The following is a 17,518-nucleotide window of genomic DNA, read 5'->3' on the forward strand; positions in this document are numbered from 1 at the left end:
TCAGTCCTTCTTTGCGGTGACGTCGGCATCGAGGCCCGACCCACCGGGCTGGCCATCGGCGCCGAGCGAGTACACCTCGAACGGATGCCCTTCGTCGCCCGGAACCTTGTACTGATAGGGATGACCCCAGGGATCGTTGGGCAAGTCCTTGATGTAGCCGCCGCTGCGATAGTCCTGCGGGCTGGCGAGCCCTGCCGGAGCGGTGCGCAAGGCGGCGAGACCCTCTGCCTGCGAGGGGTAGGTTCCGAGGTCGAGGCGATACATTTCGAGCGACTGGTCGAGCGTCGCGATATCGGCGCGCGCCGCGACCACCTTGGCCTTGTCGCCCACCGGAATCACATTGTAGGCGACCACCGCCGCGAGCAGCGCCATGATGAACAGAACGACCATCAGTTCGACCAGGCTGAAGCCGCTGTCAGAGGCCTTCCCGCGCCGGCAGGCGTCGTTCTGTACCCCGTAGGTGTCGTTCGGTCGGTGGCGCATTTTCTATAGTCCGGTGAGGTTCTGGAGCTGCAGGATCGGCAGCAGGATCGCAAGGATGATCAGCGCCACGACCACGCCCATCACCACGATGATCGCAGGTTCGAGCAGCGCCATGGCAGCAGCGGTGAAGCTCTCGAACTCGCGCTCGAGATAGTCGGCGGCGCGTTCGAGCATCAGCGCCAGCTGACCCGCCGCCTCGCCGCTCGCCGCCAGATAGACCAGCAGCGGCGGGAACGTGCCCGCATCGCGCAAGCCCGTGGACAGCGAGCCGCCCGCGCGCACCTTCTCGGTGATCGCCGAAAGCGCGGCGCGCTGCACGGTGTTGGACACGGTGCGCGTGGCAAGGCGCAGGCCATCGACCAGCGGCAACCGCGCCTCGATCATCGTCGCCAACGTGCGGGCAAGGCTCGCGGCGTGAAGATCGCGCACCAGCCGCCCGGCGAAGGGCAGGCGCAATACCATGGTATCGACGCGCAGGCGGAAGGCGGGATCGCGCAAGGCGCGAACGAAACCGGCGATGCCCAGCGCCAGCGCCAGCGCGATGGCCCACCACCAGCCCGCCAGCACCTGCGACACCGCGATCACCGCGCGGGTCAGCAGCGGCAGTTGGCGGCTGGCGTTGTCGAACTGTTCGACCACGCGCGGCACGACCGAGATCATCAGCCCCGAAACGACCGCCAGCGCCACCAGCGACAGGACGATGGGATAGGCCAGCGCGGCTAGGATCTTCGCGCGCACCGCCGCCTGCCGTTCGAGCAGGTCGGCCAGCCGCAGCGCGATCGACGGCAGGCTGCCCGAGTTCTCGCCCGCCGCGACCATCGCGCGGTAGACCGGGGGAAAGCTCGCTTCCTCGCGCCGCATCGCCTCGGCCAGCGGCAGGCCCTCGACCACGCCCGCATGGACATTGCCGAGAATCGCCCGCGCGCGATCCTTCTCGGTCTGGCGGGCGATCGTGCGCAGGGACTCTTCGAGCGGCGTCACCAGCATCAGCGAGGCGAGTTGGCGCGTGAACAGCGCGAGCTGCTTGGCCGAAAGGCGGGGCGCGAACCACCACAGCCCGCTGGTGGTGGTCGCGGCATGGCGCGCAGAGGCCGCCGAATCGGCGTGGAGCGCCAGAACGTGCCACTGGCGCTGGGCCAGCTTGGCGCTGGCGGCGGCTTCGTCCGCAGCCTCCACCGCGCCGCGCTTCTCCTGCCCCTTCGGGTCGATGGCGTGATAGGCAAAGCGCGCCATCAGCCGTCCTGCCGCAGGATGCGCGCGGCCTCGGCGGCGCTGGTCAGGCCCTCCTTGACCAGCCGCCGCGCCGACTTGGCAAGGCGCGGCGCATCGGCGAAGGCGTGGCGAGCGAGCGCCTGCTCGCTGGCGTTTTCGTGGATCATCCGGCGCACGACGTCATCGACGCGCAGCGCCTCGAACACGCCGATGCGCCCGGCATAGCCGGTGTGGTCGCAGGCCGGGCAGCCCACCGCATCGCGCACCATGCGGCCCGCCTTCATCCCCAACATCTCGGCCAGCGCAGGTTCGAGCGCGCGCTCGGTGCTGCATTGCAGGCACAGGCGGCGGACGAGGCGCTGGGCGACCACGGCGCGCAGCGTGGAGGCGAGGAGGAAGGATTCCACGCCCATGTCGCGCATCCGCGTGACCGCGCCGACGGCATCGTTGGTGTGCACGGTGGAGAGCACGAGGTGGCCGGTCAGCGCGGCCTGCACCGCGATGTCGGCGGTCTCGCGGTCGCGGATTTCGCCGACCATGACCACGTCGGGATCCTGCCGCAGGATGGCGCGCAGGCCCGCCGCGAACGTGAGGCCGACCTTGGCGTTGACCTGCGTCTGCCCGACGCCATCGACCGCGTATTCGACGGGGTCTTCCACGGTCAGGATATTGCGCGCGCCATCGTTCAGCAGACGCAGCGCGGCGTAAAGCGTGGTGGTCTTGCCCGAGCCGGTGGGGCCGGTGACGAGAATGACGCCATTGGGCTCGGCCAGCGCGCGGGTGAGAATGTCCGCGCTGTGGCCATCGAGCCCGAGCGCGGCGAGATCGAGCCCTGCGTTCTCCTTGTCGAGCAGGCGCAGCACCACGCGCTCGCCCGCGCGCGCCGGCAGGGTGGAAACGCGCACGTCGACCAGCCGCCCGCCGAGCGAAAGCGAAATGCGCCCGTCCTGCGGCAGGCGGCGCTCGGCAATGTCGAGCCGGGCCATGACCTTGATGCGGCTGACCAGCACCGGCGCGACGTGCGCGGGCATCCGCAGCTTTTCCGCCAGCACGCCATCGACGCGCATCCGCACGACCAGCGCCTGTTCGTAAGGCTCGACGTGGATGTCGGACACGCCCTGGCGCAGCGCTTCGGCGATCAGCCCGTTGATCAGGCGGATCGCGGGGGCATCGTCGGCGCTGTCGAGCAGGTCTTCGGCGCTGGGCAGGCCGAAGTCCGCCCCCTCGCCACCGATGCCAAGGTCGCCCGCCATGGCCGCCGCCGCGCCATCGACGGCGTAGGTTTCGGCGATCAGCCGTTCGAACTCGGCTGGGGTGACTCGGCGCAAGGCGAGCGGGCGGGCCAGCACGCGGCGCAGTTCGAGCAGGGGCAGCGGGTCCGCACCTTCGCGCAGGACGATGGCGGCTTCGGTATCGGTCAGGCCTTCGACCAGCAGGCCACGATCGCGCGCGAAGGCGTATGGCACCGTTGGCGCGGGCGCGGGCGCGGGCGCGGGCGCGGGAGCGGCCACGTCTATACCGCCTGCCAGCGTCAGGCCCGGAGCAAGATCGGGGGCCGCTTCGTCCATCGGGTCAGGGCTTGGGCTTCGGGGTGATCACGGTGTCGGTCGCCGCCGGCGCGGGCGCCGTGGGCAGCGCGGCGCCCATGTAGTCGACGATCAGTTCGTCGATGTTCGGTTCGCGCTTGGGATCGAACGCGGTCTGTGCATCGCGGATCACGCCGTAGCGGCGGGCGGTCAGCGCGGCGCGATCGGCGCCATTCCGCATGATCGTGGGGCGGATGAAGACCATCAGGTTGGTCTTCACGTGGCTCTTGCCCCGCGATTTGAACAGTTCGCCCAGCAGGGGGACGTCGCCCAGCAGCGGCACCTTCTCGATCGTGCGGCGCTCGTTGTCGTCGAGCAGCCCGCCCAGCACCACGATCTCGCGGTCGCCCACGGTGACGGTGGTCTTGATCTCGCGCTTGTTGATGATCAGCTCGCTGTTCTGCGACGAGACAGGCCCGGCGATGGACGAAACCTGCTGGCGCAGATCGAGCCGCACCTGATCGCCCGCGTTGATCTGCGGGGTGACGTCGAGTTCGATGCCCACGTTCTGGCGCTGGATGGTGCGGAAGGTGTTGTTGTAGTTGGCCGAAGAGAGCGCCTCGCCCGTCGCCACCGGGATTTCCTTGCCGAACAGGATCGAGGCGGGGACGTTGTTGTTGGTGGTGATGTGCGGCGTCGACAGGATGTTCGAGTTCGTATCGGCCTGCACCGCGTTGATCAGCGCGCCGAAGAAGCGGTCCTTGCCGATATCGGTGGCAAAGCCGCCGAAGCCGCCCGATGCGCCGAGGATCGCGCTGGCCGCGTTCTGGCGCAGCAGGTCTGCCGTGGGCGAATTGGTGCTGGTGGTGACGGTGCTGCCGTTGATCACCGTGGTCGTCTGGTCGAGCCTGTCGGCATAGAGCCCGCCCGCCACGTCGATGATGTTGGGCGAGACGTTGGAGAAGTTGGTGACGGCAAAGGGAATGTCCTTGCCGCCGATCAGCATCTGCACGCCCAGCTTGCGCGCGACATCGTTGCTGATTTCGACGATGATCGCTTCGACCAGCACCTGTTCCTGCGGCACGTCGAGCTGGCGGACCAGTTCGGTCAGGCGGCGCTGTTCGTCGGCCGGGGCCGCGATGATCACCGCATTGGCGCCGGGATAGCGCGTGATCGTGGCGGTGCCGCGCCCGCCTTCCAGCTTGATCGGGCCGGAGCCAAGACCGCCGCTGGTGCCGCCGGTGGGGTTTATCCCTTGCGCGCCCGCCGCCTGCCCACCTGCGGCCATGGTCGAACCTTGCGTACCGCCCGTCGAGGTGCTGGAGCCGCCGACGCCGCCGAGCGAGACCGGGGCCTGCGAGCCCGAAGCCACTTCGCTGCCGCCGCTGCCGCCGACGAGGCGTTCGAGCACGGGCACGAGCACGGCGGCATCGGCATAGTCGAGCCACAGCACCTTGATCTCGCCCCCGTGCGCGGCGCGCGCATCAAGCTGGCGGGCCATGGCTTCGAGCCGGCCGAGCGTGGCGGCATCGCCGCGCAGCAGCAGCGCGTTCGAACTGTCGACCGCGACCACGCTGGCAAGCGAACGCCCGCCCTCGCCGCCCGCCGGGACCAGTTGCGTCAGCGCGGTGGCGATTTCGCGCGCCCCGGCATGTTCCAGCATCACGGTGCGGGTGGAGGACTGGTCGCGGTCGATCGAGCGGACCAGTGCGCGGATGCGGGCGAGGTTGTCGGCATAATCGACCACCACCAGCGAATTGCCCGCCTTGTTCGCGGTGATCGAGCCGTCCTTGCTGACCAGCGGGCGCAGCGTTTCGACGGCCTGCGCGGCGTCGATGGTGGAGAGGCGCACGATCTCGGTCACCATCTGGTTGCGCGCCGCGCCCTTGCTGCCGATGCGCATGGGCTGGCTGGCCGCGCCTTCGACCGGCTGGATGCGGAACGCGCCGTTGCCGGTGGGCACCGCAAGCAACCCGTTGGCGCGCAGGGTGGACAGGAACACCTCGAAATATTCCGAACGCGATAGCGCGCGATCGCTGACCACGCTGACTTTGCCCTGCACCCGCGCATCGACGATGAAGGTGCGGCCCGTGACTTCGGCGGCATCGGCGATGAAGGCGCGGATATCCGCCTCGCGCACGTTGAGCGTGTATTGCGCGTGGGCCATCGACGGGACGACGAGCGCGGTGGCGCAAAGCGCGGTGAGGAAGTGTCGCAGATTCATTGTCCCAGGGTGATCGCGAGGGGAAGCTGGCGGTCGCCGCGCTGGACGGTGACCGTGACGGTGGCGCCGGGCTTGAGCGCGCCGGCGACGAGCGCGGCGTCGCCCGCAGAGCGCACCGGCTGGCCATTGACGGCGGTGACAAGATCGCCCGGCTGGAACCCGGCAGCGCGGAAGGTCTGGCCATAGCCCTGCTGCAGCACTTCCAGACCGATGACGCGCCCGCCCGCCGCATGGGGGCCGAAACCGATCCCGCGGCGCACGGTTTCGACGGTGATCTCCCCCGCTTCGGCACGCGCGATCTTTGTCGCGCGGACGGGATTTTCGGCGACGAGCGCCTCGGCAGCGGGCGCGGGGCCCGACTGGTCGAGATAGAGCATCTCGCGCGCGCCATTGCGCGACAGCACGACGTGATCGAACGCGACGGCGGCGAGCGGGACGCCGGGCTGGACTTCGCCGCCTGCCCGAATCACCTGCTGCACCCCGTCCGCGCCCGCGATGATGGCGCTGCCCCCGCCGCCCGGCGTGGCGCGGGTGGCATAGAGCGTGAGCGCGAGGGTGGTGACGGCGCCGCTATCGGCCGGTGCGGCAGAGACCGTGCGGTGGAAGGGATCGAACGCGGCGTAGAGCGCGGCGCGCTCGGCTTGCGGGATCAGCCGGACGCTCGCGGGTTGCCAATCTCCGAGCGGCGAGAGCGGCGTCACCAGCGCCCAGACAATCGCAGCGGCGAGCAGGGCATTGATCGCGGCGAGCAGCCACCAGAGCAGGTCGTGAAAGGTCAGCGGGCGCAGTGCCGCCAGCGCCAAGCCGCGCCGTGCCACGCCATCATCCGCCGTTCGCGCCAAGGCCGCCCGATCCCCCGTCTGCAGACACGCGCCTGCGCCTGCCCCCTGTCGCATCAGCCATAACAAGCGCTTGGCGAATTACAAACGATGGCTGGCGGTGACGGGGTTAGCTGGTGGCAAAGTCTGCCTGCGCCGGGCATTCGGCGAGGCGGGATTCGAGCAGGGCCTGCGCCGCATCGGGGGCGGGGCTGTCCATGACCTGGCGGGCTAGGCCTTCGGTTTCGCGCGCCAGCGCAGCGCCTTGCGCCTGTTCGCCCGAACGTGCGCGCCAGCTTTCGGCCTCGGCGCGGAAGCTGGCGGCGCTGGCACGGTCGGTCGGCGAGGCATCGGGCGCGCTGTCGAGCATGGCGGCCAAGACGGCATTGGTGGCGGCGCAGCGCAGCGCATGCGCTGCGGCAGCAGCAGGCAGGGCCGGCGCTGGCGGATGCGGCGCGGAAAGCGTGGCGGCGGCGAGCAGCAGGAGCGTGTTCATGCGTGGACCGTGCCGCGCACGCGCAAGTCCGTCGAGAGCGTTAACCAGATGAAAACCACGCCCGTTTCGCAGCGGGACAGACTTGCCGATTTCCTTGCGCGGGCGCAGACCGGAACGTGATGTTCCACCGCCTGCCCGCCCCCGTCCACCGCTGGCTGCTGCGCACGGCGCAACCCGTGCGGCTGCGCGTGTGGGGGCTGCTGCGGCTGAAGGTGCGCGGCGCGAGCGTGCTGGCGTTCGATCCGCAAGGGCGCGTGCTGCTGGTGCGCCACAGCTATCACCGGCCCGACTGGTGGATGCTGCCGGGCGGCGGCATGGGGCGCGATCGCGATCCGGTGCGCGTGGCCACGCGCGAATTGCGCGAGGAAACCGGCTGTCGGCTCGACGGCCCGGCATGGTTCGCCACGCATCCGATGCCGACCGCGCAAGGGTGGACCAACGTGACCGAACTGGTCGCGGGAACCACGGCGGATGCCCCGCGCGTCGATGGGCGCGAATTGCGCGAGGCGCGCTTCTTCGCGCTCGACGCGCTGCCCGAACGGACCTGCGAGGGGCCGCTATACTACATCGGGCTGTGGCAGGCGTGGATGGCCGGTCAGAACGGCAATTCGGCCTGAGGCGGCGGTGCGGGCGCGCCTGGCCCGGGCGCGATCTCCTCCTCGTCATCGTCGTGCGCGCCGTCGAGCGCGGACAGCGTCAGGCCCATCAGCCGGATCGGCTGGGGCAGCGGCAGCACCGAATCGAGAATGGCGCGCGCGATGGCCGCGAACTCGGCCTTGTCGGCGACGTGACGCGGCAGCGAGCGGGCGCGAGTCATCGGCTGGAAGTCGGTGTACTTGACCTTGAGCGTCACCGTGCGGCCCTTGGCCCCGCTGCGCTCTATGCGGTCCCACACGATGTCGATGATCGTCTCCAGCGTCTCGCGCAGCACCGTGCCCGAGGACAGGTCGCGGTCGAAGGTGCGCTCGCCCCCCACCGACTTGCGCGGGCGGTCGGCGCGCACGGTGCGCAAGTCGATCGCCCGCGCCGCGCGGTAGAGGTAGTCGGCGAAGCTGCCGAAGTGTTCGCGCAAGGTCGCGATGTCGAGCGCGCGAAGGTCCGCGCCGGTGTGAATGCCCAGCCGCTCCATCTTCTCCGCGCCGCGCGGGCCGACGCCGTGGAAACGCTTGACCGGCAGGCCTGCGACGAAGGCCGCACCCTCGCCGGGGCGGATCACGCAAAGGCCGTCGGGCTTGTTCTGGTCGCTGGCGAGCTTGGCGAGGAACTTGTTGTAGGAAACGCCCGCGCTTGCGGTCAGCCCGGTTTCGGCGCGGATGCGCGCGCGGATCAGCTCGGCGATGCGCGTCGCCGACCCGATGCCCTTAAGGTCCTCGGTGACGTCGAGATAGGCCTCGTCGAGCGAGAGCGGTTCGACGTGTGGGGTGTAGTCGAGGAAGACGCGACGGATCTGCTGGCTCACGCCGCGATAGACGTCGAAGCGCGGGCGGCGGAAGATCAGGTCCGGGCACAGCCGCGCCGCGCGCACCGAGGGCATGGCCGAGCGCACGCCGAACCGGCGCGCTTCATAGCTGGCGGCGGCGACCACGCCGCGTTCCGACGAACCGCCCACGGCCACCGGCCTGCCCCGCAGCGAAGGGTCGTCGCGCTGTTCGACGCTGGCGTAGAAGGCATCCATGTCGACATGGATGATCTTGCGGAAGGCACCGCCCGAATCGACGGGCGCGCCTGCCATCCTGCCGTCCAGTTCGTGTCGATCGCCGCTCATCGCGTGTTGAATATACGATTTCGCGCTGCGGCATAAAGTCTTGGCAGTGCTGGCGAAGGGGCCCTAAGGCCTGCGCCATGTCGGGGAAGAATCAGCAAGCCGCGCCGCCTTCCACACCGGGCGCGATGGCCTATCGCGAATTCGTGGCGATGATGGCGATGATGATGGCGCTGCAAGCGCTGGCGATCGACACCATGCTGCCCTCGCTGGGCCAGATCGCCGACGATCTTGGCGTGTCCGATCCCAACCGCCGCCAGCTGGTGGTGGGCACGTTCCTGCTGGCCAGCGGCATCGGCTCGCTGGTGCCCGGCGCGCTGGCCGATCGCTATGGCCGCCGCCCGGTCGCGCTGGTCGCGCTGGCAAGCTACATCGTGCTGTCGATCGCCTGTGCCCTCGCCACCGATTTCACCGTGCTGCTGGTGCTGCGCGTGATCCACGGCTTCACTTGTGCCGGGCTGACCGTGGTGCCGAGCGCGATCATCCGCGACCGCCACGGCGGCGACCGCATGGCGCGGATGCTGTCGACCGTGTCGATGGTGTTCATGATCGTGCCGATACTTGCGCCCATGATCGGGCAGAGCGTGCTGCTGTTCGCGGGGTGGCGCTGGATCTTTGCGCTGCTGGCGGTGCTGGCCTGCGTGATGGGCGCTTGGGTGTGGTTCCGGCTGGAAGAGACGCTCCACCCCGAATTCCGGCAGGCGATCCGCCCGGCCACGATCGCGACCAACATGGGCCGCGCCGCCACCACGCGCTCGTCGATCGGCTATGTGCTGGGGTCGAGCCTCGTGCTGGCGGGGATGTTCGGCTACGTCAATTCCGTGCAACAGCTGGTGGGCGAACACTTCGGCGCGGGCGAGATGATGCCGCTGTGCTTCGGCATCACTGGCCTTGCACTGTCGCTCGCCAACTTCTTCAACGCGCGCATCGTCGAGCGCTTCGGCGCGCGGCGCGTGTCGCACACCGCGCTGGTCGCCTTCATCCTCACCGCCAGTTTGCAGGTCCTGCTGGCGATGCAGCCGCACGAAACGCTGTGGCAGTTCCTGCCGGTGATGGCGATCAACGTGTGCCTGATGGGCTTCATCGGCGCGAACTTCAGCTCGATCGCATTGCAGCCCTTCGCCGCGACGGCGGGGGCAGCCAGTTCGGTGCAGGCCTTCCTGCGCATGGCCATCGCCTCGCTGCTGGGCATGGTGATCGGGCAGGCCTACGACGGCAGCGCGCGGCCACTGGCGCTGTCGCTGCTGCTGGGCGGCCTCGCTTCTCTCGCGCTGGTGCTGTGGAGCGAACATGGGCGACTGTTCCGCCGCGTGCTGCCACCAGGCGCCGCGCGCGAAACGGTGATCGACTTTCACTGAACGCCCCCGTGGCTCAGGCGACGGCGCGTTCTCCCGATGCCAGCGCTTCGCCGATCGTGCCGGGGCGACCGAACAGATAGCCCTGCATCAGCCGGATGCCGAGCCCGCGCGCAGCCGCGACCTGGTCCTCGGTCTCAACGCCTTCCAGCGTGCAATCGATGCCAAGCTGCCACGACAGCGCCACGATCATGCCCGCAATGGCGCGCGCGCCGGGATCGGTGGGCAGCGCCGCCGACAGCGTGCGATCGAGCTTGATCATGTCGAGCGGCAGTTCGCGCAGTTGCGACAGGCTGGACCAGCCCGCGCCGAAATCGTCGAGCGCGATGCGAAAGCCGTGGTCGCGGAAGGCGCGCAACTGCAGCGCGGCCCGGCGCGGATCGGCCAGGATCGCGCGCTCGGTGACTTCGAGCGTGATCGACTGTGGCGAGGCCCCGGCATCGCGGACGATGGCGGCGATGGTGGCGGCTGCGCCATCGCGGATGACGTCGCGCGGTGAAAGGTTGATGGCAAGGCCCAGCCCGGTTTCCCACGGGCGGCATTCGGCCAGCGCGCGGGCGAGCACCACGCGGGTCAGTTCGCCGGTGCGGCGGGTCGCTTCCGCCACCGCGAGGAAGGCCGCCGGGCTCTGCCAGGTCACGCCATCGGGTGACCAGCGCGCCAGCGCCTCGACCGCGACGACGCGTCCATCCTGCGCATTGCGGATCGGCTGGTAGAGCAGGCGCAGCCGGTCATCGAGCGCGCAATCGTTGAAGCGGCGGGTGACGTCGATGCGCTGCTGCAACGCCACTTCGTCCTCAGGCCCGAACAGCACGACCGAGCCATCGCCCCGGTCCTTGGCCTTGTAGAGCGCGGCGTCGGCGCGTTCGAGCGCGCCGCTGACGCCCTGTGCACAGATCCGGTGCAGCCCGACCGATGCCGACAGGCGCAGGCTGGCGCCGTTGTGCGGGATTTCGCGGCGGATCGCATCGATCAGGCCCGCGGCGGCGGCAGCGACTGCCGGACCTTCCAGCGCGGCATCGAACATGACCGCGAACTCGTCGCCCCCGAGCCGCCCGTGCGCCACGACTCCCGACAGGGCGCCAAGACGCGCGCTGATCGTCTTCAGCGCTTCGTCACCCGCTGCGTGACCGTAAGTGTCGTTGACGTGCTTGAAACCGTCGAGATCGATCAATGCCAGCCAGGGGTGCGGCGCATCGTCCTGCGCGGCGGCAGCCATCTCCAGTTCCAGCCGATCGAGGATCGCCCGGCGATTGAGCCCCCCGGTCAGCGCATCGATCGTCGCCTGCCGCTGCGCCTCGCCCGCCAGTTGCGCGGTCTCGGCCTCGCGCTCGACCAGTTCCTGGCGTGAAAGTTCGAGTTGAACGAAATCGCGATGGTGGCCCTGCGTGATGAACAACAGGATCACGGTGACGATCACCTGCACCAGCGAGACGTAGACCGCGTTGGGGTGCCCTGCGAGCAGGAAGAACAGGCTGCTCGGAATGACGAAGGACAAGGCGAGGCGCAGCGCGGTCTGCGGCGCATGGGTCAGGCCCAGAATGCCCGAGATCATCGTGACCGCAAGCATGTAGTGGACAAGGCTGCGCGCGTCGGCGTCGCCGAACGGGTAGAGCGCAAGGCCCCAGCTGACGAACAGCAGGCCGGAAAAGCCCCCGATCCGGCTCATGTTTTCGAGATCGCGGCGCAACTGCCGCAAGCTGCGACGGCGTACGCGATACGGCAGCCAATGCACCGCACGGGAAGCCCCGAACAGGCACAGCGCGGGCCCCGCCAATACCAGCACCGTCGGCGCGCGGCCGAGGAAGCGGATCGACAACAGCAGCAGGTCGACCACCACGACCATGTAGAGCAGCGGCAGGCGTCGCGAGAGCGACTGCGCGTAGGCGCGGGTGAATGATTCGCCCTGGTGCTGGCGGAACCTCAGGCGCAGCCGGGCAAGCCTGCGCAACAGGCGCACGCGCAGCGGCCGGGCACCATGCCCCGCTTCGTCGCCCGCTTGGAGATTGCCCGTTCCCATTGCGCAGGAGTAGGGCCACCGAGGTTAACGCAGAGTCAAGACTTGCAATCGTCTGGTCGCAGGAATCATGCGGCTCAAGCGTGTGAAAGCGCGTCGATCAGCGCCTTGACCTTCTTCTGGCGCCACTGCGGCAGCGGCGCGACCAGCCAGTAACTGCGGCGGCCCGATTCGGCACCACCCAGCGCCACGACCTTGCCCGAATCGATCGCGCCCTGCGCCAGCAGCAGCGGCACGCGCGCGCGGCCAAGCCCCGCCGCCGCCGCGCTGATCGCGGTTCCGGCATCGCCGACCGAGAACTGCACCTCGCCCACGCCGCCATCGGGCGCGGGATCGCCCGGCCAGCCGATCCACGGCGCATCATCGGGCGAATCCGGCGCGACCACGGTGACCATCTCGGGCGCGCCCAGCGCGATCCCTTCGAGATCGCCCGGCCCTTCGGCCCAGCGCACCGCGAGATCGAGATTGGCCTCGGTAAAGTCGACATTGCCATCGCTTCCGACAAGGAAGAAGCGCAGCTGCGGGTTCTGGCTGCGGAACGCGGCAAGGCGGGGGGACAGCCAGGCCGCGAAGAAATCGCGCGGGCAGGCGATGGTGTAGACGTGGCTGGACTGGCCCGCCTGGATTGCCTGCACGCCCTCCTCGAAGCGCAGGAAGCCTTCGCGAAGCGCGTCGAGCCCGGCCAGCGCCTCGTCGGTCAGTTCCAGACCTTTCGAGGTGCGGCGGAACAGGACCACGCCGAGCAGGTCTTCGAGCGCGCGGATCTGCTGGCCGACGGCGGCAGGCGTCACCGCGAGTTCGTCCGCCGCGCGGGTGAACGAGAGGTGGCGCGCGGCTGCATCGAGCACGCGCAGGCCGTTCAGGGGCAGGTGCGTCCGCTTCATGGCGCTCCCTTCCGGTGCACGGCGCGGAATGTCAATCCGCGCACGTCAGGCCGCGCCCTTCAGGCCGCACGCTTCACCGACCGGCGGTGGCAGGGGCGGCCAGCGGGAAGAAGGGTATCGCCACGTCGAACAGCGACCCGTCGGCGCGCTGCATCGTGTAGTGGCCCTGCATGCTGCCATGCGGCGTGCCCAGCGGGCAGCCCGAAACATAATCGTGCGCCTGCCCGTGCCGCAGCACCGGCTGTTCGCCCACGACGCCATCGCCATCGACAAAGTTGACGAGGCCGCGACCGTCGGTGATGCGCCAGTGCCGGGTGAGCAGTTGTACCGGATCATCCCCATCGTTCTCGATGCGGATGTGATAGACCCAGAACCACTTGCCCGCATCGACCCGCGACTGTTCCGGCAGGAAGTTGACGGCGACCCGCACGGTCACCCCTTCCGTCGTCGCGGCGTGCTGGAAGAGCTGTTTCATGGCGTCCAAACTACTCCACAAGGCTCTGCGTTCCAACGACATAAATTGTCCCGCTTGCCACCGTTCCCGAGTAAACGCACAGGGGCCCGATGAACCTTCGCGTCCCTGCGATCCTGTGTGCCGCGCGCGCCCACGGCGAACATGGCGCGGTCGTGCGCCTGCTGACTGAGGATCACGGGCTGCTGGCCGCCTATGTCGCAGGCGCAAGGGGCCGCGAGTTGCGGCCCGTGCTGATCCCCGGCAACCGCGTCGAGGCCGAGATGCGCGTGCGCGGCGCCAGCCAGCTGCCCTCGGCGCGGGTCGAACTGACCGAAAGCCGCGGCGCGTGGCTGGGCGAACCGCTGGCGAGCGCCGGGATCGGCTGGGCCGTTGCGCTCACCGCCGCCACGCTGCCCGAAGGCCATCCCTACCCCGCGCTGTATGCCGCGCTGGGCGCGCTGCTCGATGCGATCTGCCATGCTCCTTCGGCGCGCGGCTGGGCGCGGGCGCTCGCCGCCTATGAAGCGCTGCTGCTGCGCGAGGTGGGCTATGGCCAGGCAGGAATGCCCCCGGCCGAGGAAGCCTGGCCTGATCTGCTCGCCCGACTCGATCGGCAGGGCAAGGCGATCGGGAACCGGCTGCTTGCCGATCGGGCCCGCGATGTTATGGGGCTGCGCGCGATTCTTCTCGACAGGTTGAAGCGCATTCCGGGCTGACCAAGGGGTGCCCGGGTTAACGAAGGGGTTACGTCCATGAAGGTTGCGGTTCTGCCGGGCGACGGCATCGGTCCCGAAGTCACGCACGAAGCGGTTCGCGTGATCGAGGCGCTGGCCCTTGGCATCGAGCTGAAGCACGCCCCCGTGGGCGGCGCGGCCTACAAGGCCTATGGCCACCCCCTGCCGCCTGAAACGCTGGAAATCGCGCGCGCCTCGGACGGCGTGCTGTTCGGCGCGGTGGGCGATCCCGATTGCGATTCGCTCGATCGCCACCTGCGCCCCGAACAGGCCATCCTCGGCCTGCGCAAGGAGCTGACGCTGTTCGCCAACCTGCGCCCGGCCAAGGTGTTCAAGGGGCTGGAGGACCATTCGGCGCTGCGCCCCGAAGTCGCCTCGGCGATCGACCTTTTGATCGTGCGCGAGCTGAACGGGGACGTCTACTTCGGCGAAAAGGGCTTCCGCACCACCCCGAACGGGGAGCGCGAGGGCTATGACATCATGTCCTATGCGACAAGCGAAGTGCGCCGCATCGCGCATGTCGCCTTCCGCGCCGCGCAGGGCCGTGGCCAGCGCCTGTGTTCGGTGGACAAGGCGAACGTGCTGGAAACCAGCCAGCTGTGGCGCGACGTGGTGATCGAGGTGGCCAAGGAATACCCCGACGTGGCGCTGAGCCACATGTACGTCGATAACGCCGCGATGCAGCTGGTGCGCAACCCCGGCCAGTTCGACGTCGTCGTCACCGGCAACCTGTTCGGCGATATCCTGTCCGATCAGGCCAGCATGTGCGTCGGCTCGATCGGGATGCTCGCCTCGGCCTCGCTGGGCGAGCGCACCACCGCACACGGCACCTTCGGCCTCTACGAGCCGATCCACGGTTCGGCGCCCGACATTGCCGGCAAGGGCTTTGCCAACCCGATGGCGACGATCCTGTCCGCGGCCATGCTGTTGCGCCATTCGCTGGGGCAGGCTGACGCCGCCGACCGCGTCGAAGCCGCCGTGGGCAAGGCGCTGGAGGACGGTGTCCTGGGCCGGGATCTGGGGGGCAGTGCGGGAACTACGGAAATTGGTGACGCGGTGCTCGAACGCCTGTAAGCGCGCCCGTCATGCTGCAACTCGCTGTCATCCTGCCGACCTTCAACGAACGCAAGAACATCGGCCTGATGGTCGAACGGCTCGACGCCGCGCTCCAGGGCATCGCCTGGGAAGCCGTGTTCGTTGATGACAACAGCCCCGATGGCACCGCCGACGAGGCGCGCCGCATTGCGCGCGAGGACCCGCGCGTGCGCGTGCTGGAACGCATCGGCCGGCGCGGGCTTGCCTCCGCCGCGATCGAAGGGATGTGCGCCACTGCCGCGCCGATTGTCGCGGTGATGGACGCCGATGGCCAGCACGACGAAAAGCTGCTGCCGCAGATGTTCGCGGCGATCAACGGCGGCGACTACGACGTGGCCTATGCCAGCCGCTTCGCCGAAGGTGCCAGCACCGAGGCCTGGGGCCGCCCCGACCGGGTGAAGGCGTCGGGCGTCGCCAACTCGATCGCGCGCAAGGTCACGGGCGTCGACCTGTCCGACCCGATGAGCGGCTTCTTCATGCTCAAGGGCGAAACGCTGCGCGCCGACGCGCACCGCCTGTCGGGCGTGGGCTTCAAGATCCTGCTCGACATCCTCGCGACCGTCGAAGCACCGCTGCGGATCAAGGAGTTCCCGATGAACTTCTCGGCGCGGATGGAAGGCGAATCCAAGCTCGACCGCACCGTCGTGTTCGAGTTCCTGATCGGCCTCTACGACAAGTGGCTGGGCCGGATCATCCCGACCCGCTTTGCGCTGTTCGGCACCGTCGGCGCGCTGGGCGCGGTGGTTCACCTGACCATGCTGTCGCTGGTGCTGCGTCTGTTCGGGACCGAGCTGCAGGTCAGCCATTATCCCAAGGAAACCGCGTTCATCGTCGGCCAGACCGTGGCCGCGCTGACCGCGATGACCTTCAACTTCGTGCTCAACAACGAGCTGACCTATTCCGACAAGCGCCTGCGCGGCTGGGGGCCCTATGCGCGCGGCTGGCTCAAGTTCGCGGCAACCTGCGCCTTCGGGATGCTGGCCAACATCGGCGTATCGACCGCGCTGGTGCGCGTGGGCGTGCACACCTATCCCGCCGCGATCGCGGGCATCGTGCTCGCTTCGGTGTGGAACTTCGCGCTGTCGAGCAAGTTCGTGTGGGGCAAGTACGGCTGATGTGCCCCGCCGTCAGCGCCAGCTCCTGAGCCACATCCAGTCGACGTAGGAGTTGGCGCGCGGCAGTGCCGCCGCCGACAGGATCGGGTAGAAACCCACGAACAGGACAAGCGCCAGTCCTACACTGGCGCGCACCGGCCAGCGCCGCCCGGTCTCCCACCAGCGCGCCAGCACCAGGGCCAGCGCCGCGACGAGGAACATGCTGGCGAGCGCGTAATGGTAGTAGAACTGCACCGGCTTGCCGTTGGTCGCCCAGAACACCAGCGCCAGCGCATAGAGCAGCGCCACGCCCCGCCGCAGCCTGTCGCCCTTGAGCCCGTCCCACGCGCACAGGGCCAGCGCGGGCAGGCCCGCCAGCATGGTGAACGGGTTGCCCAGCATCAGCACCCCGCGCTGTGCGCCGTCGATGTTCTCGTAGAGGAACCAGATCGGGCGGATATCGAGCACCCACTGCCACCACCGGCTCATGTAGGTGTGCGGCTTCACCACGCTGTCCTGCAGTTGCAGCATGTAGCCCTGCCAGGGGATGAGTCCGCGCAGCGTCATCGGCTGGACCTGATAGAAGAAGGCAGGCGCGAACGTGGCGAGGTAGACCACCACCGGCCACAGCCCCAGCCATACCCCCGCCTCGATCAGCGAGACCCCCGGCACCGGCCCCGCGCCGCGCGCGATCAGGACGCGCCCGCGCTCGCCCCGGCCGAGTGCCTGCCAGCGATCCCATGCGAACAGCAGGCCGGGCGCGACCAGCAGCGGCGCGCCGTTCCACTTGGCCCCCAGCGACAGGCCCATGAACAGCCCGCACAGGATGAGGTGCAGGCGGCTGCCTTTGCGCCACGCCAGCGCCCACTGCCAGAACGCGCACGCCATCATCGCCAGCATCGTCATGTCGAGCATGGCGATACGGCTGAGGATGAACCACACGAAATCCGAGGCGAGCAGCACCGCGAACAGCAGCGTCGCCGCGCGCGACCCGCTGGCCCACCATACCGCGCGGGCCGCAGCGAACAGGCCGATCGCGCCCAGCACCGCGCTGGGGAAGCGCCAACCGAAGGGCACGTCGCCGAACGCGCGCATCCCCAGCGATATCATCTCTTTGGCCAGCAGCGGGTGTTCGGGATTGAACCGCCGGGTCAGGTCGATCAGCCGCCGCGCTGCGGGCAGGTAGTGGATTTCGTCGAACATCGGCTTCGACGGGATGGCAAGGCGATGCAGCGCCAGCGCGAAGAACGCAGCGGTGATTGCCAACAGCCAGGGAAGCGGGTCGCGCGCATGCGACGAAGGGGGCGAAAACGTCATCTGGGCAGGCAGATAGGCCATTTGCCGCCCCCCAAGCAATCCCGCCC

General features: G+C 69.1%; 16 protein-coding genes. 5 read left to right on the forward strand and 11 right to left on the reverse strand.

The genetic code is table 11. The features are described 5' to 3' along the window. From gspG to K3A84_RS16635, 6 genes are all read right to left on the reverse strand, one after another. The gene (gene gspG, locus K3A84_RS16610; RefSeq protein WP_225010483.1) at positions 1-483 is read right to left on the reverse strand and encodes a type II secretion system major pseudopilin GspG; all 483 of its coding nucleotides are present in this window, start codon (positions 481-483) and stop codon (positions 1-3) included. A gap of 3 nt (positions 484-486) precedes the next feature. Next, on the reverse strand, positions 487-1,716 hold the full coding sequence (gspF, locus tag K3A84_RS16615) for a type II secretion system inner membrane protein GspF (RefSeq protein WP_225010487.1): 1,230 nt from the start codon (positions 1,714-1,716) through the stop codon (positions 487-489). Further along, positions 1,716-3,263, reverse strand: a complete 1,548-nt coding sequence (locus K3A84_RS16620; RefSeq protein WP_225010489.1) for a GspE/PulE family protein — start codon at positions 3,261-3,263, stop codon at positions 1,716-1,718. Before K3A84_RS16620 ends, gspF begins: the two co-directional genes overlap by 1 nt. Positions 3,264-3,267: 4 nt before the next feature. Then, entirely contained in the window at positions 3,268-5,445 is a 2,178-nt protein-coding gene (gene gspD / locus K3A84_RS16625) for a type II secretion system secretin GspD (RefSeq protein WP_225010491.1), read from the reverse strand. After that, a complete protein-coding gene (locus tag K3A84_RS16630; protein WP_225010492.1) occupies positions 5,442-6,287 on the reverse strand; it encodes a type II secretion system protein N in 846 nt (281 codons plus the stop codon). The genes gspD and K3A84_RS16630 overlap by 4 nt, the downstream gene beginning before the upstream one ends. A gap of 106 nt (positions 6,288-6,393) precedes the next feature. Further along, positions 6,394-6,759, reverse strand: a complete 366-nt coding sequence (locus K3A84_RS16635; RefSeq protein WP_225010499.1) for a hypothetical protein — start codon at positions 6,757-6,759, stop codon at positions 6,394-6,396. Between the two features lie 119 nt (positions 6,760-6,878). Between K3A84_RS16635 and K3A84_RS16640 the strand changes: the two genes are divergently transcribed. Beyond that, positions 6,879-7,376, forward strand: coding sequence for an NUDIX domain-containing protein (locus tag K3A84_RS16640; RefSeq protein ID WP_225010809.1), 498 nt, complete (start codon positions 6,879-6,881; stop codon positions 7,374-7,376). Here the strand turns inward: K3A84_RS16640 and dinB are convergent. Beyond that, positions 7,355-8,491: a DNA polymerase IV gene (dinB, locus tag K3A84_RS16645; RefSeq protein ID WP_225010810.1), complete on the reverse strand. Its 1,137-nt coding sequence runs from the start codon at positions 8,489-8,491 to the stop codon at positions 7,355-7,357. The two genes, K3A84_RS16640 and dinB, sit on opposite strands and share 22 nt — an antisense overlap. Positions 8,492-8,601: 110 nt before the next feature. Here dinB and K3A84_RS16650 point away from each other — a divergent pair, with 110 nt between their 5' ends. Further along, on the forward strand, positions 8,602-9,879 hold the full coding sequence (locus K3A84_RS16650; RefSeq protein WP_225010501.1) for a multidrug effflux MFS transporter: 1,278 nt from the start codon (positions 8,602-8,604) through the stop codon (positions 9,877-9,879). A gap of 13 nt (positions 9,880-9,892) precedes the next feature. On the opposite strand, the gene K3A84_RS16655 is transcribed toward K3A84_RS16650, so the two are convergent. From K3A84_RS16655 to apaG, 3 genes are all read right to left on the reverse strand, one after another. Next, positions 9,893-11,896: a putative bifunctional diguanylate cyclase/phosphodiesterase gene (locus K3A84_RS16655; protein ID WP_225010502.1), complete on the reverse strand. Its 2,004-nt coding sequence runs from the start codon at positions 11,894-11,896 to the stop codon at positions 9,893-9,895. Positions 11,897-11,970: 74 nt separating this feature from the next. Then, the gene (locus K3A84_RS16660) at positions 11,971-12,777 is read right to left on the reverse strand and encodes a LysR family transcriptional regulator (RefSeq protein ID WP_225010504.1); all 807 of its coding nucleotides are present in this window, start codon (positions 12,775-12,777) and stop codon (positions 11,971-11,973) included. Between the two features lie 73 nt (positions 12,778-12,850). Then, positions 12,851-13,252 carry a Co2+/Mg2+ efflux protein ApaG gene (gene apaG / locus K3A84_RS16665; protein WP_225010506.1) on the reverse strand — a complete coding sequence of 134 codons (402 nt, stop codon included), beginning with the start codon at positions 13,250-13,252 and terminating at the stop codon, positions 12,851-12,853. A gap of 89 nt (positions 13,253-13,341) precedes the next feature. On the opposite strand from apaG, the gene recO reads away from it, so the two are divergent. The 3 genes from recO to K3A84_RS16680 are packed head-to-tail and all read left to right on the forward strand — an operon-like array spanning position 13,342 to position 16,175. After that, positions 13,342-13,947, forward strand: a complete 606-nt coding sequence (gene recO / locus K3A84_RS16670; RefSeq protein ID WP_225010508.1) for a DNA repair protein RecO — start codon at positions 13,342-13,344, stop codon at positions 13,945-13,947. Positions 13,948-13,983: 36 nt separating this feature from the next. After that, a complete protein-coding gene (leuB, locus tag K3A84_RS16675; RefSeq protein WP_225010511.1) occupies positions 13,984-15,039 on the forward strand; it encodes a 3-isopropylmalate dehydrogenase in 1,056 nt (351 codons plus the stop codon). Positions 15,040-15,050: 11 nt separating this feature from the next. Beyond that, a complete protein-coding gene (locus K3A84_RS16680; protein ID WP_225010513.1) occupies positions 15,051-16,175 on the forward strand; it encodes a glycosyltransferase in 1,125 nt (374 codons plus the stop codon). 12 nt (positions 16,176-16,187) lie between these two features. Here K3A84_RS16680 and K3A84_RS16685 read toward each other — a convergent pair whose 3' ends face one another. Then, positions 16,188-17,492, reverse strand: coding sequence for a phospholipid carrier-dependent glycosyltransferase (locus K3A84_RS16685; RefSeq protein WP_225010515.1), 1,305 nt, complete (start codon positions 17,490-17,492; stop codon positions 16,188-16,190). Positions 17,493-17,518: the final 26 nt, after the last annotated feature.

This window comes from Novosphingobium percolationis (assembly GCF_020179425.1).
In the GTDB taxonomy this organism is placed as follows: domain Bacteria; phylum Pseudomonadota; class Alphaproteobacteria; order Sphingomonadales; family Sphingomonadaceae; genus Novosphingobium; species Novosphingobium percolationis.